At 59.2% G+C, this 20,886-nt stretch carries 12 protein-coding genes; 6 read left to right on the top strand and 6 right to left on the bottom strand.

Features of this window, described 5'->3' with window-relative positions:
- Positions 1-14 precede the first annotated feature (14 nt).
- Positions 15-2,621 carry a PEP/pyruvate-binding domain-containing protein gene (locus P5540_15530; GenBank protein ID HRT66228.1) on the bottom strand — a complete coding sequence of 869 codons (2,607 nt, stop codon included), beginning with the start codon at positions 2,619-2,621 and terminating at the stop codon, positions 15-17.
- A 191-nt stretch (positions 2,622-2,812) separates the two neighbouring features.
- Positions 2,813-4,153 carry an NADP-specific glutamate dehydrogenase gene (gene gdhA / locus P5540_15525; protein ID HRT66227.1) on the bottom strand — a complete coding sequence of 447 codons (1,341 nt, stop codon included), beginning with the start codon at positions 4,151-4,153 and terminating at the stop codon, positions 2,813-2,815.
- A gap of 339 nt (positions 4,154-4,492) precedes the next feature.
- On the opposite strand from gdhA, the gene P5540_15520 reads away from it, so the two are divergent.
- From P5540_15520 to P5540_15500, 5 genes are all read left to right on the top strand, one after another.
- Positions 4,493-5,500, top strand: a complete 1,008-nt coding sequence (locus tag P5540_15520; protein ID HRT66226.1) for an NrpR regulatory domain-containing protein — start codon at positions 4,493-4,495, stop codon at positions 5,498-5,500.
- 59 nt (positions 5,501-5,559) lie between these two features.
- Positions 5,560-6,186, top strand: coding sequence for an SRPBCC family protein (locus P5540_15515; GenBank protein HRT66225.1), 627 nt, complete (start codon positions 5,560-5,562; stop codon positions 6,184-6,186).
- A gap of 155 nt (positions 6,187-6,341) precedes the next feature.
- Positions 6,342-7,394 carry a GHMP kinase gene (locus P5540_15510; GenBank protein HRT66224.1) on the top strand — a complete coding sequence of 351 codons (1,053 nt, stop codon included), beginning with the start codon at positions 6,342-6,344 and terminating at the stop codon, positions 7,392-7,394.
- Between the two features lie 74 nt (positions 7,395-7,468).
- Positions 7,469-9,169 carry an arylsulfatase gene (locus P5540_15505; protein HRT66223.1) on the top strand — a complete coding sequence of 567 codons (1,701 nt, stop codon included), beginning with the start codon at positions 7,469-7,471 and terminating at the stop codon, positions 9,167-9,169.
- Entirely contained in the window at positions 9,166-11,442 is a 2,277-nt protein-coding gene (locus tag P5540_15500; GenBank protein HRT66222.1) for a DUF4114 domain-containing protein, read from the top strand. The genes P5540_15505 and P5540_15500 overlap by 4 nt, the downstream gene beginning before the upstream one ends.
- Before the next feature lie 29 nt (positions 11,443-11,471).
- On the opposite strand, the gene P5540_15495 is transcribed toward P5540_15500, so the two are convergent.
- Positions 11,472-12,614 carry a tocopherol cyclase family protein gene (locus tag P5540_15495; protein HRT66221.1) on the bottom strand — a complete coding sequence of 381 codons (1,143 nt, stop codon included), beginning with the start codon at positions 12,612-12,614 and terminating at the stop codon, positions 11,472-11,474.
- Between the two features lie 128 nt (positions 12,615-12,742).
- On the opposite strand from P5540_15495, the gene P5540_15490 reads away from it, so the two are divergent.
- Complete coding sequence (locus P5540_15490; protein ID HRT66220.1) at positions 12,743-13,933, top strand: uroporphyrinogen decarboxylase family protein; 1,191 nt, start codon at positions 12,743-12,745, stop codon at positions 13,931-13,933.
- A 565-nt stretch (positions 13,934-14,498) separates the two neighbouring features.
- On the opposite strand, the gene P5540_15485 is transcribed toward P5540_15490, so the two are convergent.
- From P5540_15485 to P5540_15475, 3 genes are all read right to left on the bottom strand, one after another.
- Positions 14,499-16,352, bottom strand: coding sequence for a hypothetical protein (locus P5540_15485; GenBank protein HRT66219.1), 1,854 nt, complete (start codon positions 16,350-16,352; stop codon positions 14,499-14,501).
- A 159-nt stretch (positions 16,353-16,511) separates the two neighbouring features.
- Entirely contained in the window at positions 16,512-17,849 is a 1,338-nt protein-coding gene (locus P5540_15480; protein HRT66218.1) for a sodium:alanine symporter family protein, read from the bottom strand.
- 138 nt (positions 17,850-17,987) lie between these two features.
- Positions 17,988-20,330, bottom strand: a complete 2,343-nt coding sequence (locus tag P5540_15475) for a hypothetical protein (GenBank protein HRT66217.1) — start codon at positions 20,328-20,330, stop codon at positions 17,988-17,990.
- Positions 20,331-20,886 lie beyond the last annotated feature (556 nt).

Here is a 20,886-nt window from a genome sequence, read left to right as displayed (position 1 = left end):
TCCGGGCCGCCGGTTTATGACTGCCGGTCGAAGTAGCACAGGACGCGCTGTTTGAGGGTGTTGGCGTTTATGCGCAGGGGGTCGCGGCGGATGTCGGCGGGATTCACGATCTTCACGATTTCCGTGTAGGCGGCGGCCTGCGGCAGGTATTCGACAAGTTTGTTGGGCGCCGCCTTGATGAGTTCGAGATTGAACACGTTGCCTTCATGATTTGGAAACAGGGCCAAGTACAACATGTCCATTTCCACGAGTTCGCTGAAAAAATGCGTGCCCAGCGACACATCGGGCACAAGGTCCTCGCGCATCGCCACAATCTCACACAAAAACGATATCGTGTTGATTTCCGCGAACGAGACCGGCACACCGAGGGACGGGGTCGTCGTTCCCCAGCGCCCCGGCCCCAACAGCAAAATATTGTTTGCCTTGTCCGGTCCTCCGATGTGGGTCAGTTGCCCGATAAGCCGCGCGATGCGATAACGTTCGCTGATGGGCAGCCGACCGTACATTTCGGGAACCACGCAAATAATTCGGTCAATGCTGTCAATGCGGCTTTGGCCGATGACCGGCCCCGACGTGGCAAGCAACAAGTCTTCCCCGGCAATTGTCGCGGGTGGTTCCACGATGGGCAGCGAACTCTTGACCTGCAAGGGCCGGCACTGAACAAGATTGATGCGGTAATCGCCGCCGGACGGGAAATTTGCGGTGAACTCTGTGTCCACGGGGTAATGGTACGCATCGCTCAGCGTGGCCAGCATGCACCGCATGTCGTCCACGAATGAGGTGTTCGCAAGCAATTCATCAAAGGTCAGGAACCACGAGAAGACGTTTTTCTGTCCCCGTTCTCGGGCTTGACGTTCGACCTGTTCGTCTCGGGAGGCGAAGAGCCGCAGGGGAATCGCGGGATCCTGCTGGACAACGGTTGGAAAATCGGTGCTGATCAACAAATTGGCTTCCAGATCAAGCACGTCTACCCGGCGCTGGGCATACTGGCGAATCTTGTCGAAACTGGATTCAGGGCGACGGTCCGGCGCATTCAGGGCGACCACGCGCGTGTAGTCGTCATCGGCCCGGTCCACAGCCCGCGTGCCCAGTCCGAATACCAGCCGCAAAAGGCCCGCTTCGGGTTCGATGTATTCGTTCCACACATAGGGGTTGAATGAGAATCCGACACCCGCCACATGGGGGAAGTAAAATGATCCATGGGAGGAACCGGAAACCCGCTGCACAAGTAGGGCCATCTGCTCGTCGCGATCAAGCATGCCGCGCCGGGCGCGGTATGACAGCGCCTTTTCACTCATCGTGCTGGCGTAGATGGTCCGCACGGCGCTGATGAAATCCGCCAGGCGCTTGTGGCGCGACCCCTGGTTTGCACAGAACACACTGTCGTATTTGCCCGCGAACGCATTGCCGAAATTGTCTTCGAGCAGGCTGCTCGACCGGACGATGATCGGCGATTGGCCGAAATAATCGAGCATTTCCTCGAACTGCCGTTCGATGTAATCGGGAAAAGTGCCCGTGAGGATCCGCTGTCGTCCCATCTCCGCGCCATCGAGGAACGAGGCCGGATTTCGCTGTTTTTGCCGTACCCACCAGCAGCCGTTGCGCACCAGAAACGTGTAGAAGACATCCGATCCGATGTAAAAGGAATCGTGTTCCTCAAGCCGTTCGAGCCAGCGCGGATCCGAACGCTTGAGGATAGCGCGCGCGATGAGCATACCGGCCGCCTTGCCGCCGATAAGGCCGGTGCCAATCATCCGATTGCCAATCTCGACCACGTCGTGAAGGGTCAAGTAGCGTTCCGCCAAATCGAGCACGCGCCTGTCACGCGAAACGGCCATCCGCAGCAGACGCTTGAACAGCGCTTCCGTTTCTTCGGCGGGAAGTCCGCCTTTCAGCGCATCCGCGGCCAGGGCGAAGGTCTTCTGCCATACGCCGATCAACGACCGCGTCCAGTCCGTGGGCAGCGTCGAAGCCGCGTGCAGCACTTCCGATATGATGTAACTCTCGCTGACGGGCTTGAACGTATCCCCCTCCCAGGCATGAAGCATGTGCATGGTGCCCGAATACCGGTGAAGCACCTTGAGCGGATACAGGTAATAGACGCCTTTGTGCCGGTAAACATCCAGAAGCAGTTGCGTGGTTTCAGCGATGGGATCCGTGGCATGGACGGAATGATAGTCACGTAGAATCGCGAAATAGGTGATGGTTTCGAGATCGTAGAGGTAGGGACAGGTCAGCATGAAGAAATTGCCGACCATCCGGTCGCTGTACCAGTCCACGGCAAGATCCGAAAGACAATCGAAAACGTAGTAGGCGCCGCGGCCCGCCTCCTCGATTGAACGATGGATCTCGTCCAGAAACGTCTCGAAACCCGCCTCGGGATCCAACACACGGATTTCAATGCCCTCCGCCGGTTCCAGGAGCGGATCATGTCGGGCAAAACGGAAATAGACGAGTTTCCGGCCCTGAGCGACGGCTGTCGCACAGTACGGTTTCACAAATGCGGCATAATCCCGAACGTCCCCCACCTGGAACACGATATTGTCACCGGGCATCAGCCCGCGCAGCACGCGATCAAGGCCCGGAAGCCCCGTGCTCAATGTCGTATCGAAAACCGGCATAGACTATCCGCATCTCCTGTCGCCGCACAACGCACACGGCCTCCCGCTTGGCGCGGGAGGCCATCTTTTGCAACCATAACCGTTTGCGAAACGCAACTCAAACGCGATCCGGGAGGGCGTGCGTCCTCGCGCGCCTGGCGCCTAATCGCGATAAGGCATCAGTCAGCGCGGACACCGACCCTCCCATTCACTCACACAAGACCCTGATCGAGCATTGCATCCGCAACTTTCGTAAAACCGGCAATATTCGCGCCCACGACGTAGTTGCCCGGGAAACCGTAATCCTCGGCCGTCTCGTACGCCTGCCGATGGATGGACTCCATAATCTGGTGTAGCCGCCGGTCCACTTCCTCGCGCGGCCAGCATACATGCTGCGAATTTTGCGCCATTTCAAGGCCCGACACGGCCACGCCGCCCGCGTTGGCCGCCTTGCCCGGACCGTACAAAATCTTGTTGTCGAGAAACACCTTCACGCCGTCGGGATCGGTCGGCATGTTGGCGCCTTCGCTGACCAGAATGCAGCCGTTCTTGACCAGCGTTGCCGCATCGGCGCCGTTGATTTCGTTCTGCGTGGCGGACGGGAATGCACAATCGCATTTGATGCCCCACGGACGCTCGCCTGCCAGAAATTTCACGCCCGGATACTTGTTCGCGTATTCGCTGATGCGTCCGCGGCGAACATTCTTGAGATCCATGACGAACGCCAATTTTTCATCATCCACGCCGGCCGGATCGAAAATCGTTCCGTTCGAGTCCGAAAGTGTCACCACCTTCGCGCCCAACTGGTTCAGTTTCTCGACGGTGTACTGCGCCACGTTGCCGGACCCCGACACCGTGCAGATTTTGCCGCGGATATCCATGTCGCGGGCGCCAAGCATGTTCTGAGCAAAATACACGGCGCCGTAACCGGTCGCCTCCGGACGAATCAACGAACCGCCCCAGTTCAAACCCTTCCCCGTCAGCACGCCCGTGAATTCGTTCCGGATGCGCTTGTACTGGCCAAAGAGATAGCCGATCTCGCGTCCGCCCACGCCGATATCGCCCGCAGGCACGTCCGTGTCCGGACCGATATACTTGCACAGTTCCGTCATAAACGACTGGCAAAACCGCATCACTTCCATGTCCGATTTGCCCTTCGGATCGAAATCGGATCCGCCCTTGCCGCCGCCCATCGGAAGCGTCGTCAGCGAATTCTTGAAAATCTGCTCGAAGGCAAGGAATTTCAGAATGCCGAGATACACGGTCGGGTGAAAACGAAGCCCGCCCTTGTACGGCCCGATTGCGCTGTTGAATTCGATGCGAAAACCGCGGTTCACCTGGATTTGGTTCTTGTCGTCCGTCCACGGCACGCGGAACATAATCACACGCTCCGGTTCCGTCAACCGCTCCAGAATGCGATTTTTCTCGTACTCCGGATGCCGGGCGATGGCCGGCGCAATCGAATCGAGCACTTCCTTGACCGCCTGGTGAAATTCCGGTTCGGCCGGGTTGCGTCTTACAACGAGATCCATGATGCTTTCCACATACGACATGTGTCATTTCTCCTTGACTCTTTTGACCCTTGTTTCTCTCGGCTCGCGGGTGGATGAAACCACGGTAACGGTATATACCAGCCGGTTTGATAAAATTCTAATGGTTATCCAAAACGATTGTCAAGAAAAAAATAACTGCAGAAAATACTGTAAAACTCAGTACGATCAAAGCCAGGCCGCCCGGGCCGGCTCGTGGGGCGGCTCTGAATGCCTGATTGACTTATACGGCATTTTTGCCGTATAATCGTTTCAATCAAACTCCAACCGGAAAAAAGCGGCGAAGCAATCCCTCTTTTCACGCCGGTTTTCGCGGTTGACAACAAACGGGAGTAAAAACGCATGGGCGGAAAACGGGAACGGACGATGGTGGCCATACTGCGGATTTTATACAATGCGCCGGGACCCTTGGGGTCGGAACGCATTGCGCAGAATCTGCGCAATGCCGGCATGGATATCAGCGAGCGAGCGGTCCGGACCTATCTTGCCGAGGCGGATGAACGCGACTGGACGCGGAACCTTGGCCGCCGCGGGCGCCTGTTGACGGAAGCCGGCCGGTACGAGGTGGATCATGCCCTCGTGATTGACAAGGTAGGCTTCATCGCGGCAAAAGTAGATCAACTCGCCTATCAGATGACGCTCGATCCGGCCACGCGCAAGGGAAATGTCGTGCTGAACACCGCCACGATCCATCCGAAGGATCTGCGGGCGGCAATCAACGCCATGCGTAAAGTTTATGACGCGAATCTCGGCATGGGGCGGCTGTTGACCGTGGCCCCCGCCGGTGAAACCATCGGGCCTTTCCGTGTGCCGAGCGGCCGGTGCGGCATCGGCACCATTTGCAGCGTCAATATCAACGGCCTCCTGTTGCGGGCGGGCATTGCGACGACATCCCGGTTCGGCGGCCTGCTCGAATTGCGCGACGGCCGCCCGCAACGGTTCACGGAAATCATTAACTACGATGGTTCTTCCCTGGATCCGATCGAAGTGTTCATTCGCGGTTTCATGACCAGCGTGGGCAAGGCCGCGAAGACCGGATCGGGCATCATCGGCGCCAGTTTCCGCGAGGTGCCCGTGGCCGCCTTGCCCGAAGTGCGCCGCGTGGCGGTGCTGTCCGAAAAACTCGGCCTCGGCGGCATTCTGGCCCTCGGCGGTCCGAACCAGCCCCTGCTCGACGTGCCCGTCCCGCAGGGCCGCGCCGGCCTGATCGTCTGCGCCGGATTGAATGTCATGGCGGCGGTCGTCGAAGAGGGCATCGCCACCACCAGCGCCGCCATGAGTTCGATGTGCGAATACAGCGCCCTGACGGACTATCGGGAGATTCACAGCGTCGTGGCCGCCATCAAATAGGCGCATCCGGAGCAAAACGGGAATTTGTCTGAAAGTCCGCTCCGGCGTAAGATTCACGCATGCGCGCGTCGTCTTTTCACATAACCGCGGCGATTTTCTTTTGTGCCGGCACGGCGCAAGGCGAAATCCCCGCAGACCTGCGGGACTTCCTGAATACCGCCGCGATATCGAAAATCGAGGCGGGCAAAGTCGTGCAGGAGCGGACCGGATTCAAGGACGCGGAAGGACGCACCTGCGCCCAGGGACGGGCGGCCGTCCTCATCGCGAAACCGCCGGAGGCCATCTGGCCGCATATCATCTCAAACGACCGCTATTGCGAGTTCATCCCCCATGCGGTCTCCGCCGTGAAATATATGGAAAGCGAAAACCGGGTCGGATGGAAAGAAACCGTCAAGGTCGCGTTCGGAAAAATTTCCTATCACATCATCCAGACCCGCGACGAACAAGCCCATGTGGCAAGTTGGCGGCTCGACAAGTCCAAGGAAAACGGAATCCACGATACCCACGGCAGCTGGACGCTCATCCCGCATGGCGAAAACAAAACGATTCTCGTTTATGCCTCGCGCATTGACAGCGGAATGGCCGTGCCCCGCTTCATTGAAAATTTCTTCCTCAACCGGGGGCTGCCCGAAATCGTCAATGCCGTCAAAAAACGGGCTGAGTCCAACGGCGCCTACAAGCGGTAGGCGTTGGGCTTCTCGAATACCCTGAAAAGCCGAATCCGGCACGGTTTGACGTAGGAGGCGATCTTGTGGTTTTCTTGTATCGCTTCGCTTATGATTTCGTACACGGCCGCCGGCGGAAGATCGGCGGATAAACCGTCTTGGGAGGGAGCGGCGAAATGGATGCACGGACGCGGCGGGTTATCAATGCGGTGGCGCCGATTCGGATTTGCGACTTGGGCGGCTGGACGGATACGTGGTTTGCCGAAACGGGCGCGGTGCTCAACATTGGCGTGTATCCGTACGCCGAGGTGCAAATCTATGTGAGCGAAAAACCGGGCTGGAACGTAAACGAGGGTCGGGTGGCAATTCACGTGGAAAACTTCGGCGACCGATATTGGATCGAGCCGGGCACCGTGTACGACCGGCACCCGTTGCTTGAAGCGTCCATTGACATCATGGATCTGCCCGCGAATCTGGCGTTCGAGGTCAATCTCTTTTCATCGGCGCCGGCCGGCTGTTCCACCGGCACGTCGGCGGCGGTGACGGTGGCCTTGCTCGGCGCATTGGATCTCCTGACGCCGGGACGAAAGACGCCACATGAAATCGCCGCGCTGGCGCATCGCGTCGAAACGGAGAAACTGGGCCTGCAATGCGGGATTCAGGATCAGTTGTGTTCGGCCTACGGCGGCATCTGTTTCATTGAAATGTTTCAGTATCCGTATGCGAGCGTGTCGCAATTGGCGATTCCGAACGACGTGTGGTGGGAACTCGAACGCAGACTGTTGCTCGTTTACCTCGGCAAGACCCACTCGTCCAGCGATGTTCATCGCCAAGTCATAGACCGCCTCGATTGCAAGGACGCCGACAAATCGGCCCTCGAACCCTTGCGCCGGGCCGCGCGAAAAGGCAAGGAAGCCCTCTACGAAAACGATTTGCGCGCCTTTGGACGCTGCATGATTGACAACACGGAAGCACAGGCGGCCTTGCATCCCGCGCTGGTTTCCAGCGCGGCGCAGGCGGTCATCGCGCTGGCGCGCGAGCATGGCGCCATGGGTTGGAAGGTCAACGGCGCGGGCGGCGAAGGTGGTTCGCTTTCCATCCTGTGTCCTCCGGAAGGCGAACGTAAACGCGCATTCATGAACGCGCTGCCGTCGCTCGATCCGGCGTTTCAGGTCATCCCGACCTATTTGTCGCGCATGGGATTGCGCCGCTGGGAATCCGGAATGTGAATTGCAACAGAAAGAGGAACTGATCGTTTCGCGCGGGGTTCAACGCATCTATGGGGATATTCGCCATGAAGAAGATGAACCGAAGGGGATTTCTTTCGACGAGTTTGGCCGCCGCAGGTGCATTGCCCGGTTGCAAGACGGCTCGCGCGGGCCGCGCGGACAGAACGCGGCCCAACATCGTGCTCATCATCACAGACGATCAAGGGTATGGCGATCTTTCCTGTCATGGAAACCCCATCTTGAAAACACCAAACCTGGATCGCCTGCACGGCGAAAGCGTGCGCTTTACCCAATTTCACGTCTGCCCGGTATGTTCGCCGACCCGATCCAGCCTGATGACGGGCCGGTACAATTATCGGACAGGCGTCGTAGACACCTACCAAGGCCGTTCAATGATGGATCCCCGCGAAACGACGCTGCCGCAGGTTCTCGCGTCGCATGGATACCGCACCGGCATTTTTGGGAAGTGGCATCTCGGCGACAATTATCCCATGCGCGCCATGGATCGGGGATTTCAGGAAGCGCTGGTGCATGGCGGGGGCGGCTTGTCGCAGCCGTCGGATCCGCCGCCGGGCAACCGTTACTTCGATCCCGTGCTGAATCACAACGGCACATGGGAAAAACACCAGGGATACTGCACGGATATCTTTACCGATGCCGCGATCCAGTTTATCGAAAAACACCGCGATACGCCTTTTTTCGCGTATCTTGCGTTGAACGCGCCGCACGTTCCACTCGACGTCGCGGATTGCTACGCCAAGCCCTATCTGGAGCAGGGCATGGATGAAAAGACCGCCCGGCTGTACGGAATGATTGCCAACATTGATGAAAACATCGGCCGGCTTGACGCACGCTTGGAACGTCTCGGTCTCGCGGAAAATACATGGCTGATTTTCATGACCGACAACGGATCGCAGGTTGTCGGCGATACGCCGCGCTACAACGCGGGTATGAGGGGATGGAAAGGCGCCGTCTACGAAGGCGGCATCCGTGTGCCCTGTTTCATGCGCTGGCCGCGGACATGGCGGGGCGGACAGGATCGCGAAACGCTTGCCGCGCATATTGATGTGATGCCGACCCTCCTGGACGGCTGCGGCTTCGAGGCGCCAAGAGGCGCACGCATGGACGGCATGAGCCTGATGCCCGTGCTTCGCGACCCGGAGTCGGCATGGCCCGATCGTACCCTGTTTACCCAATGGCACCGGGGCAACCGCCCGGAACCGTACCGTAACTGTGCCGTGTTCAATCGGCGATATAAATTGGTTGACGGCAAGGAACTGTATGACCGCGTGGCCGATCCCGGCGAATCCGCCGATATCGCCGGGGACCATCCAGACATCGTCGCGAACATGCGAAAAGAGTATGAGGCTTGGTTTACGGATGTATGTGGACAGCGCGACTTTTCGATTCCGCCCCGGATTCACCTTGGCACGCACCACGAAAATCCAACGCTCCTGACGCGGCAGGACTGGCGATGCGAAACCAACTGGACCGATCCCCGTAGCGTCGGCTATTGGGAAGTCAAGGTGGTCCGTTCCGGATTGTACGACATCGGTTTCGAGTTCGAATTGCGCACGGCCGTCGAAACTGCGCGGTTTCGCCTTGGCGGCGCAATGCGGGAAGTCAACGTCCCTGCCGACGCGGGGGCGTGTGCCTTCAAGGGCGTCCGCCTGGAGCGTGGAGAGGGAAGGCTTGAGGCGACGGTAACGCTGAACGGCCTGCCTGCGGGCGTGCGATATGTTACAATAAGACGGACGGGAGGCCAACGCGATTGAAACTCAACCGCTATACGTGGGTTTCGGCCACGCTCATCGGGTTCGTGGTCCTTATCCTTGCGTGCGTGGCGGTTTCGCTGATGGGCGTGCGCAGGGAACCGCGCGACGCGCCCGTGCAGGCATCCCAGCGCCCGTTCGGCCTGCCGCTCTATTCGCCGGTCAAGGCCGCGGGCTCGGACTTGCGCGCGTGGATGTTTCGCTGGTTCGATCTGCCGGTCCTGATCCGGATGGCCGATTCCGAATTCTCGCATGCCTCTTATCTCAGTCATTTCGAAAAGATGAAAATCAACCCCGCACGCCTGCAACTCACGAACGAAAGCGAGGTCCGCGTTTATTTCATCGGAGAGGGCAGCGGCATCGAAACGGCCCTTGGCATCAACCTCGAAGGGATGGGCGCCGACGAGGGCAATCCGCGCATCCTGTTCCCCAACGTCAGCACGCGCCGTCAACTGGACGTTGCCGCGCGCCTCGCCAAGGTTCTTCGTCTCTTTACATGGATGGCGCTGGGCGGGCGTTCGCCGGAAAAGCCCCTGATCCCCGGCGATTTTGTGGATCTCGGCATTCTGCCGAAGGGAAGCACGCTGAATTTCTTTTTGAATTCGCCCGGACAGGGCTTGTTCAACCCCATTCCGGAGCGGAATCCCGACGGCGCCGCCCACATGGTGGCCTCGGCGGTCGAGGGTACCCCGTTCTTGTTGATCAGTTTCGAGGATCTGCTGGGCGGCGGTGATCAGGATTACGAAGATGCCGTGTTCGCCGTCGAAATCTCCGACGAAAATGTCCAGGCGCTGCTGGGGCGCCATGATCCGTGGCGGTATGCGAAACGGATGTTCGGACGCATCGCCATGGCCGCCCTCGTCATTCTTGGTCCCTTGCTTTTCGTGTTGCTTCGCCAGTATTGGCGAAGCCGGAAGGTCCGCCAAGCTCTCGCGGATGCCGAGCGGCTGGTCCAGAGCCGCAAGGCGCACGAGGCCTTGGTCACCCTGCGCAAGACGCGCGAACTCGTGCCGCGAAGCCAGATGCGCAAATGGCAGGAAATGACCTTCTCCGCGGCCACGCAAAGCGCGGATATCGCGCATCTCGTGGCGCTCGAAAACGAGTCGCCCGAACTTTTCGCGGAACGCGAACCGGAATCGCTGGCCGTCGGCCACGCCCAAATCGAAACGGACCAGTTGACCGCGTATGCCGGTTTGCGCAAAGTCTGGCAGGATCGAGAGAAAACACCGTCGGCGTGGGCCCTGCTCGACGCCGGCGCCATGGCCAAGGAAGGACGCGAAAAAGACGCGGCGAAACTGCTTGAAAACCTCAAATGCGATCCGGCACGGGAAGCCGTCCGGCTGGCCCGGCTCGCCGCCATGACCGTCCGCGACGATCCCGGAAAGGCTTCGTCGCTCATTGCGAAGGCGCTGGAAGCCGGGCCGCGCGTCGCCGAAGCCCACATCCTGGCCGGCATGGTGTTTGAAGAACTCGGCAAGGTCCAAGAGGCGTTTGCCGAACACGGTATCGCCATGCGCCTTGCCCCGCGCGATCCGTTCGCGCGCGATCGCATGGCCGATTTCTGCTGCCGGCATGGCCAGTATGCCCAAGGCGTCAAATTGTGGTACGAGGGACTCCGCCCGCCGTCCATGGATTTCGCGTGGACGAAATATCTTTTCTGGACCCGGGTAGCCGTTCGCATGGGCGAAGTCCCGCAGGGTCTCGAACCGCCGCCGGGGCCGCTCGAACCGCTGGCGGCCTTCATGCTGACATTACCCCCCGAACGTTTCTGGGACGCATCGGGATTTCATCGTGTCGCGGACAGACATCCCCATCTCGTCGCCCGTCAGGAAGTCCACTGGCTGCGCCTTCTCGAAGTGCTGCGAACCGGCCGCGATATCGAAGCCCGTTGGCTGCTCAGTTTCGAGCGCGAAGGCCGCGATTCATGGAATCCCCATCTCGAAACAGCCCTGCTCCGCATCGTTCTCTACCGTCTGACCGGCTCGCTGGGTCCCTTTGAGGTCGAAGCGGCGGAAAGTTCCTTCCGCGTCCAGCCTCACCCGTTTTTGGCCGAACTGGAACGGCAGGCCCGCAGCAGCGATCCCGATCTGCCCGCTCCCCTGCTCGCGCTGGTCAAGTCGGATTTCATTTACGCGGCCGCCTGCCTCGCTGCGGGATGGCCGGAAGCCGCCGTGCGGCTTTATCCCACCGAAGAACCGCCCGCCGAAGCCCCTGAATGGGCCAAGCCCCTCTTCCGACAGGCATGGACGCAAGCGGGAAAAAACACGCCGGCCTAGCAATTTTCCATTCCCCTCGCCGACTTCCTTTACTTTTCATGCCCTCGTGAAAAGTTGTCATACAAAACCATGGTTTTTTCAGCAAAACAATCAAAGACATCCGCATGGGAAGACCCATACTCGATTCCCGCCAAATCGGAATGCAATTCCGCAATACGCCGCCATCCATCCGCCTCTTGTGCGTCCCGTTCATCAAGTTTCACCGTCACCTGACCGGTCAACGTCTCGAAATCATGGAAAGAATCCCCTTGCGGTGTTACAAAGACCAGATCCATGAACGAATCGCAAGGCGCCCATGCGGAAATGTTGATTCGATGTCCCTTTCGATTAACAGCTTCGATTTCCCACACGCCGAATGAAATCTCAACCCGTTCGCGGTCCCCGTCATTCGGACGAAACGAATAGTCACGGCCCTCGTGCCGCAGACCCACACTCATCCCCTCGATGCTGTCAATCCGGCCGAAGAGGATCGGGTGTCCGCCGCCCGATGCCAGCGCCGTGTCCGGGTAGTGGTCGAAGTGGTTCGCGCAAATCCACGCCCACCAAGACGGAAACGTCCGGCCCCAATTGCGGTCCTGATAACCCGGAGCGTTCTCAAGGATATAGGAGCGCCCCTTGTATTCGATGGTTCCGGAGAACCGCGCGTCCGCCTGGGCCGGATACCACCCGATATTGGTGATTTCCGGCACAAACATCGCCCACCCCATCGCATTGTAGGACCACCGGTGATCAATGGTGATATTCCATTCGATGCGTTGCCCGTCGTCGTCCTGCAATGAACCTGCAATGGCCGAATCCGTGGCATGCTGCCCGGCAATCCAGATGTCCGTTTTCTCATAGGACGCCTGGAAATCGGAAACGGAAAACACAGCGGTTGCGCTTTCTTTCAGGCCAAAATTCCCCACGCCCACATACGACCGGCTTGCGGGATCGTTTTGCGCCTCGTCCCACGGGTTGACCACGCCGTAGACGAAATAGAAGGCGTCCCCCGTATCCGGCAGAACCACCTTGTAATACCACCATTCAAACCAAGGCCCCTTGTCCTTCAATCCGATCCGATGACCCGGCTGGTTTCGGTTCCAGATCAGGGCATTGTAAGGGGCCACCGAACATCCCATCGCCAGAACGACAAACACGACGAGGATGAACTGAACGGTAAACCGCGCATTCATGGCGAAAACCTCCCCGACTGCCGCCAGTATACCACATCCCACGGCATCCCGATGGCGCGCATGTCCGCCCATCGTTGCGCGCGAATATCCCGATTGGCTAGACTCTCCCCGGCCTGAAGGAGAAAAGCATGTCGTATTCGACCCCCTATCGCCCGGAGCATACGGCCATGGCGCGGGATCTCGTCCGTCAGACGCAAAGGAGCGACGGTCTCGCCCCCGTGGACCTCGACCGTTTCTGGACCGATCAGGCCGAGGCCCTGCGCGATCCGTTCGGCAAGGACATCCCGCAGGTTCCCTTCGGCGCCATCCTGACCGGCGAATGCGTGTACGACGAACTCGGCATTCCCGTGGACATGTGGCGCTATGAACACGATCATGCTTGGCGACTGTCCGTCAACAAGGCCTACAATGACAAGGCCGAACACATCGTTGGTCGCCGAATCTTGTCCGAGGACCTATTCGATCCGGACCGGCAATATCCCAAGACCAAGGGACTCCATGATGTTTTCGAAGCGGAAAACGTCTGGCGCGATCAATCATGGTGGCTCCAACAGTCCGTGCATACGCCGGATGAACTGGAATCGCTCTTGGATCGGGTGGAACGCCGCGACATTCGCGGATTCATCCTGCCTGCCGGGTGGGATCGCGAGAAAAAACGCCTTCGGGCGATGGGGGTCGAACCGCCGCTCTATCGCGGCCAGCGAGGCCCCGTCACCTTCGCAACATCAATCTACGGGCCGGAAAACCTGATATTCCTCATCATCGAACGCCCGGATCTGGCCCGCCGGTTCAGCAAGGCCATCCGCGACACCATGCTCGAAATCGCCCGCGTACTGGACGAGGAAGCCGGTTATACCCCTGAATCCGCGCCACGCGGTTTCAGTTTCTGCGACGACAATTGCTGCCTTTTGACACCCGACATGTACGAACTCTTCGGCTATCCTGTCCTGGAGGCCCTCTTTGCGCGGTACAGTCCCGATCCGCGCGACCTGCGCTACCAGCATTCCGATTCCGCCATGGGGCACCTCCTGCCCCTGCTGGGGCGATTGCGGCTCAATGCGGTGAATTTCGGTCCCACCGTCATGCCCGCCGAAATCCGACAGCACCTCCCCCAAGCCGTCATCTATGGCCAACTCGCACCCTTCACCTACAGCCGGAACGAGGAGGAAAACATCGTCCTCGAATTCCTCCGCGACTTCGATATGATCCGCGAAACGCGCGGCCTCGTGTTCGCCACCGCCGGATCCATCAACAACGGCACCCGCCTTGCCTCCATGCGGCTCGCCATGGCCGCCATACAGCGTTTCGGACGCTACTGACGCGGCACGGGCGCGAGGACACACGTCCACCCAAATATCCAGCGGAGAGACTGGCTGAAGAACCTGTCCCACGCTTTTTGGGGCGGCTGAAAACCGATGATCCAAACCTCAACGCAGGATCCCGATCGATTGGGAAAAATCCTGCAAATTGTGGGTTGTTTTTCGATTACCACAATATCTGGTGGCCGCCGAAAATAATGCTTGCGTTTTTCCGGCATCTGTGGTATCCTGAATATGTCAAAAGTCCTTGCTGATGGCGATGCGTCTTGATGGTAAGTCCGCGGGATACATCGGGCGAGGCGGAAAGGAGGTGGTCCGTCAATGGAATGTCCGGGTAAACCGGGCGCCGACAGTCGCAAGGCTGTCTGTTTGAGCGTGTCTCAATCTCCTACGATGGATCGCGAACCAACAATGGAATCTGCGAGTCAAGGGAGGGGCCGCGCCTAGCGCATAGCCCGCGATTGAAGGTAAACTATCTCACGAACGCCCGGCGGCAACGTCGGGCGTTTGTGCTTTGTGTGGAGGGGATTGATGTGCCCTGGCCACCACGGTTGAAGGGTTGTGATCAGGGTTCATACAGGATCAACCCGTCGCGGACCGTGTAGACGCGGTCGCCGTATTTGATGGTTCTCAGATCGAAATAGGGCTCGTCGGGGGGAAGTTCGGGGCGCAGTTTTTTAAGCCTTTCCGTGACCGGTTGTACCTGAAATTCGAGTTCCAGCGTCGTTTGACGGCTTTCGATGCGAAGGACCAGGGGCCATTCCTGCCGTTTTTCGACGATGTCTTTTTCCTTGAACACACGGGCGAACGTGACATGAACGACACCCCCTTTCTTGTCTGTGGAAATGCCCGCCGGTTTGAACACGCGGCCCTTGAACACCAGCCGTAGTTTGGGGCGCCCCTTGTCGAACCACGCGGAAGGCAGATGCGCGATGCAATAGTCGTTGTAGCCGTCCTGCCGGTTGATCTGGCGCCCGATGGCATAGAGGTTGTAGACCGGCACGAAATACGACATCCCCTGTGCGGCATGGGATCGCGGCGCGGTCGTCAGGGTAATGTCGGTAATCCGGCTTCCGAGGGCGCGCAATGCGTCCAGTTGCTTTTCCGGGCCAACCCGTTCCAGCGCATCGAGCGCCTCGATGTCCTCTTTTTCGATCAGGCCGTCGGCCATCTGTTGCAGGCTCGTGCGGGCCGCCCGGCTTTCCATCTCGACGAGCACGCTCTCGTGCAGTTCGACGCAGTATCCCTCGTTGATGCTTTGCCGAATCAACCGCCGGGCGTTGTCGAGGTCGCCGATCCGGTAGTACATGATGGCGGCAAACAGGATGCTTTCCCATTTGTAGTAATATTTCGTGTTCGATTCGATCGTGCGCAGGTCTTGACGGATGAACTCCTCTTCGGAATCGGGATCGAAAAGCATGAGGCGGTGCATGCACAACTGCACATAATCCTGATCCTCGCGGAAGACCTGGGGTTGAATGCGCTCGAAATGGCTGTAATACGACTTGGCCAGATCCGGCTGGTTCGTTTCCTGGGCGGCCTTGCCTATCTCGTACCAAAAGGGCGGAAACGCGTCGAAATCGTCCTTGAGCCGTTCGAGCCGTTCGAGGCGGCGCTGGCTGTCCTCGTCCGCCAGCACCTTGATGTACTGCGCGAGTTGAACCTCCTTGACGTTCAGGCGATCGGGCAAATCGTAGCGCTTGTACAGTTTGTATTCCGTGTCGAAAAACTGGGTGCGCAGCACGGTCAGCCGTTTCAATTCTTCCGCCTGCAACTGGAGCGACCGCTCGGCAATCTCCTGGCCGAGCCGCGCCTTGCTCTCACGGTACCCGGCGATGCCCGAAGCGAGATAGAGCAGGGCTTGGCAGGCCAGTGTCGCGGGCTCGTCCGCATTGATGCTGGGCGGGTTTTTGCCGCCCTTGAAAATCTCGAGCACCTTGTTCTGAATGCGTTTGTTGTACGCGTCCAGAAGATAGCGTTTTTCGAGTTCTGACAGCTTCAGCGTGTTGAGTTCGACGAGCAGGCTTTCGATCAACAGGGCCGCCTCGTCGTCCTGAATCCGCGTGATGTCTATGTTGTTGACGAGTTTGCCGTATTCCTCGTCGAGCACGGCCCGGTCGTTGTATTCGACGATTTTATACAGCGATTCCCGGCAATAATTGAGCAGCATGGCCGTCGTTTCGGGGCTGTATTTCGAGGAACTTCGTTCCGAGGCGGGATGCGGCGGCGGCACGGGAGTCACCTCGACGCGTTGCGGCGGATACGTGATGGGCTGCGAAGGCACCAGCATGGGGGCGAGGCGGTCGCGGTGGCCGTCCCCGGCGCCGAACGCGGCAATACTGGCCAAGCACACGAAAAAAAACAGCCGGCAGGACCAGGCATTGACGGGTAAAAAGAAAAAAGAAAATCGGTTACGCACGGTTTTTTTCGACTGAACCTCATTTTCATGGCCATCTGGGCCCAAACATAAGATGCTATCTGAATGATTCATTGCGCACGATTCCGTCCGGAAATGATACCGCCGCCACGAATAAAATCCGATCATGCCCCCAAAAGTTTCCACATGCTTCCTGTGCGTTCACTTCCATTCGGGGCTGTCCCAAAGGTGCCGTCGCGTTTCGGCCACGATTACGCCGCTGAGCGCGATGAGGGAAATGAGGTTTGGTATCGCCATGAGGCCGTTGGCGATGTCGGCGAAACTCCACACGGCCTTCAGCGTGGTGACGGATCCGATCATGACGAAGGCCACCCAGAGGAACCGGTACGGCGTGATCGCGCGCGGACCGAAGAGGTATTCGGCGGCCCGCTCGCCATAGTAGGACCAGCCGAGAATCGTCGAGAAAACGAATGTAAGCAGGCCGATCGTCAGGATGATCGGACCGAGCACGTGCAGTTCCTCGAAAGCGGCTTTTGTCAATGCGGCGCCGTCTTTCAGACCGTGGGTCCAGTCGCCGGAATTGACGAGGACCAGACCGGTCATCGCACAGACGACGACGGTGTCCCAGAACGTGCCGGTCGAGGAAACCAGCGCCTGGCGGACGGGATTTTTCGTTTGCGCGGCGGCGGCGACGATGGGCGCGCTGCCGAGTCCGGATTCGTTCGAAAAGAGTCCGCGCGCGATGCCGAACCGCATGGCCTGCATGATGGTCGCGCCCACGAAACCGCCCACGGCGGCCTGTCCGGTAAAGGCCGACTTCACGATGAGGGCGATGCTGGCCGGTATGGCTGAAATGTTCATCAGAAGCAGCACGGCGCAACCCAAGACGTAGGTAATCGCCATGAAGGGCACGAGTTTTTCGCACACGCGCGCGATGGATTGGATGCCGCCCAGAATGACGAGGGCGGTCAGCGCCGTCATCGCCGCGCCGGTAACCCATGGCGACACATGGAACGTTTCTTTCACCAGTCCGGCGAGCGAGTTGGCCTGGACCATGTTGCCGATTCCGAACGCGGCGACGGCGGTCAGCGCGGCGAACACGACGCCGAGCCATTTCCGGTTCATACCGCGTTCAAGGACGTACATCGGGCCGCCCGCCATGCGACCGTCCGCTGTGGTAATGCGGTATTTGACAGACAGGAGCGCCTCGGCGTATTTCGTCGAAATCCCGAACACGCCCGTCAGCCACATCCAAAGCACCGCGCCCGGCCCGCCCGCGGCGATGGCTGTCGCGACGCCCACGATGTTGCCCGTGCCGATGGTCGCGGCCAGCGCGGTCGCCAGCGCGCCGAAATGGCTGATGTCGCCCTCCCCCTCGCGCGAACGTTCCAGCGACAACCGGATCGCCTTGCCGATATAACGCTGGATGAACCGCAGGCGGAACGTGAGAAAAATGTGCGTGCCGAACAGCAAAATCAGCAGCGGAGGTCCCCAAACGATGCTGCCGACACGATCGAGCGCCTGTTCAATATATTCCATGGCTGGATTGTCTCCCTGGCCGAATTTCAACACCGCTTCTTGCGCGGCTTCACATGAGAAATCGGGCCATATTACCCCACGTTCCGATTCATCATAAAATAGTTCTGCACCTTATTTGGGCCTTGCCGCTTGTCCGCCTCATGGCGCGTCGTATGCCCGTTGGCCGTTTCGGATGGCCTCGCGGTTGCGCGCTTCGGCATCCTTCCGCGCGGCGTAGCGCTCCTCGCGTTTTTGATCGATGGCGCAGGCCTGAAATCCTTCCATGTCGGCGCGCGGCCGTTCGGACAGCATCTTCCCGCCCGCTTGGATGATGGCAAGGGCCTCCTTGTAGGAGCCGCCTTCTTTGGGTCCCGCCTTTTTAAGGCACGGGCTGAGTTCCGGCCTTTCAAAACAAACTTGCGGCCCGGGCGCTTGATCGAATTGCATTATCGGCGCGAACGGCATGCCGGTAAGGGCGACAAGGCGTTTCAATTGCGCGTCGTCGAGGGGACAGCGGCCTGCCCAATGGCCGGGATACGCGCTCGCGTATTCGGGATAATACGGGGCGTTGAGATCTATCCAGGTGACGATGCGGTCGAAACTTTCGGCATCCAGCGCTACACCGTGGTGCCCGGTCCGAAGGATGGCGACAAGTCGGCTGGCATGCGATCCCCATGTAAGGGCCTGTTGCGTCTGCGCGGGGCCCGCGCCTATCGCCGCGATGTGCTTCTTGCGCCAGAGTTCGTTGTACGACGCGTTGAATACGAGATCGCGGTCGCCGGCGAGGACAAGTTTCTTGCCGGCTTCCTTGCCGAAATCGTGGCATCGTACGCAATGCCGGTCCAAGACCGGCTGCACGTCGCGCATGTAACTGAAGGTACGGGGCGGCCCATGCCATCCCGTCAATGGACTGGGCGGACGTTTCAAGGCCAGCGGCCTGTATCCGGCGGGAAGCGACGGGGCGCCGAGCCTGTTGTCGTGGCAACCGGCACAGGCCTGCCGTTCGCCGGGTTGGACAATCGTGCCGCTGCGCATGGATTGGACCATCATCCCGTCCGCATCGAGCAGTTGAAAATACACCCACGTTTCCGCGGGAACCGTAAAATGCACGGAACCGTCCTGCTCGACCGGAACCACGCCGAGAATGCGCTTGTTGTTGAAATCATGCCAGTTCATGGCGGGGGCTTCCTGGCCCTGTCCCCCCCATGCCGGTTCCGTCCAATGTCGCTTTTCAGGGGATTCGACCACCCGGAGAAATTTTATGCTGCCGCGAACGACGCCTTTCATATGCGTGCCTTGATACACATCCGCGACATAGAACGTTCCATGGACATTATCGTAATCGCGGCGGGTGGCGATAACCGGCGGGCGTTCCCGCGGGGCCAAGGGCATTGGATCATAGCAGCCGGGATCTTCGACATGAAGCAACGTTTCCGTGCCATCCAAATCCACAAGGTGGATACCCATGACTTCGCCGTTTCCAACCGTTCGCGAACAGAGAAAGCGCTGGTCGTCGAGCGGATACGGATCTTCGTATTTGGGCGTCACATGTTTGAACGTGTCGAAATTGAACCGGTTCCAGTCGCCGTCTCCGACAAGGTTGATCGCGTCCGGCGGCCATGTCCGCACGACCGGCGCGCGCAGGTCCATGCCCAGCCGCCGATCCACGATCGCCAGCGCGCCCCAGGGGCGATCGTGGCACGAACCGAACACGCAGATGAATTGCTGGCTGCCGGGAATGGGACGCGCATCGAACACCGCGCCGGGCGAGGCCGTGTTGTTTCCCCAGTAAAGGGCATGATCGGTGCCGTCGGGCCGGACCGTCCACAATCCCTGGGCATCGCCGAAATTCCGGTCAATGTATTCCCAGCGATAATAGAGGATGCGTCCGTCGGGCAACAGCGCGCCGTGGCCCTCGAACAGCGTGCTCTTGCCGATTTGATGAATGTTGGCCCCGTCCGATTCCATGCGAAACAGGTTGGCCATGATATGCCGGTTGCACATGCAATACTTCGGCTCGCGCGTGGACGAAAAGGCGATTGCGCCGTCCGGCAGATACAACGGATCAATGTCCGTCACGCCCCGGGCAAAGGTCAACTGGCGCAAGCCGGCGCCGTCCGCCCCGATTTCATAAATATGGAAATCATCGTCGGCCTCGCGGCGCATGGAAAAAAGGATGGTGCGTCCGTCGAAGGAAACATCCGGGTCGCGTATGATGCCGTCCGGACAATCCAGCAGCGTCCGCGCGGCGCCGGTCGGGACGTCCAGAACCTTCAAGGCCGATCCGCCCCGAAAACTCGCCTGATTGATTTCGCCCTTCTGAAACATCGTTTCGGTATTGTGATGATCCTCGCGATACTGCGGGCGCACAACGAACAGGATGGGATCCGCGACGGATGCCGGAAACGGGGTCTGCGCCGCCGCCATGACGGCGTATAGCATGATTGCCGCCGTTGTCGGCAACGCAAGTCCCCCCCATGTGTTTCTATGGGCCGCTTCCATTTTCACGCCGGATTCGTTCTCCGCAAACGCCAAGATCCTCAAGAGCAAATGATTTCAAACAGCGCGTATTCCACGCCGATTCGCGCATGGAGTGTACACTACCCGGTCCCGCGTTTCATCCACCGAAAGAAGCGTCATCCATAATTGTCTTCAATGATCGCCCATCATCTCCGTCCAAATTGCGGCTTGCTGAAAGCCATTTTGTGCAAATAGACAATGGTTTTTGGGGGATGGCGTTTTTGGGACACCTTCTCTTCGCGATGAAGAAGAGACTTTCCCGATCAAATTTATTTTGGACCGTTCTGACATGAGGATTCGGGTTTGGAATCGCCTGGCCCGAACATCCATGCCCTGTTTTTCATCTGCGTGTATCTGCGTCATCTGTGGATCGTGTGGTTTTCCGCAGAGGACGCAGGTACACGCCGATGTCGTAAAGAGGAACGGGATAACGAGGTAAAACGTGAGTCCTTGCGGTGGCGTTCTTTATATCCTTGGCGCGTGAATCGAGTAGGGGGGGGGGTTGCCCCTCTCCCCCTCTCACACCACCGGGCATACC

It is taken from the genome of Candidatus Hydrogenedentota bacterium, from assembly GCA_035450225.1.
Lineage (GTDB): Bacteria > Hydrogenedentota > Hydrogenedentia > Hydrogenedentales > SLHB01 > DSVR01.
This window is presented reverse-complemented; position numbering and strand designations above follow the sequence as displayed.

What these genes read in the sequence shown, in the direction of transcription:
- P5540_15530 (HRT66228.1), bottom strand. Translation starts at nt 2,621, where the DNA reads ATGCCGGTTTTCGATACGACATTGAGCACGGGGCTTCCGGGCCTTGAT.
- gdhA (HRT66227.1), bottom strand. Translation starts at nt 4,153, where the DNA reads ATGTCGTATGTGGAAAGCATCATGGATCTCGTTGTAAGACGCAACCCG.
- P5540_15520 (HRT66226.1), top strand. Translation starts at nt 4,493, where the DNA reads ATGGGCGGAAAACGGGAACGGACGATGGTGGCCATACTGCGGATTTTA.
- P5540_15515 (HRT66225.1), top strand. Translation starts at nt 5,560, where the DNA reads ATGCGCGCGTCGTCTTTTCACATAACCGCGGCGATTTTCTTTTGTGCC.
- P5540_15510 (HRT66224.1), top strand. Translation starts at nt 6,342, where the DNA reads ATGGATGCACGGACGCGGCGGGTTATCAATGCGGTGGCGCCGATTCGG.
- P5540_15505 (HRT66223.1), top strand. Translation starts at nt 7,469, where the DNA reads ATGAACCGAAGGGGATTTCTTTCGACGAGTTTGGCCGCCGCAGGTGCA.
- P5540_15495 (HRT66221.1), bottom strand. Translation starts at nt 12,614, where the DNA reads ATGAATGCGCGGTTTACCGTTCAGTTCATCCTCGTCGTGTTTGTCGTT.
- P5540_15490 (HRT66220.1), top strand. Translation starts at nt 12,743, where the DNA reads ATGTCGTATTCGACCCCCTATCGCCCGGAGCATACGGCCATGGCGCGG.
- P5540_15480 (HRT66218.1), bottom strand. Translation starts at nt 17,849, where the DNA reads ATGGAATATATTGAACAGGCGCTCGATCGTGTCGGCAGCATCGTTTGG.
- P5540_15475 (HRT66217.1), bottom strand. Translation starts at nt 20,330, where the DNA reads ATGGAAGCGGCCCATAGAAACACATGGGGGGGACTTGCGTTGCCGACA.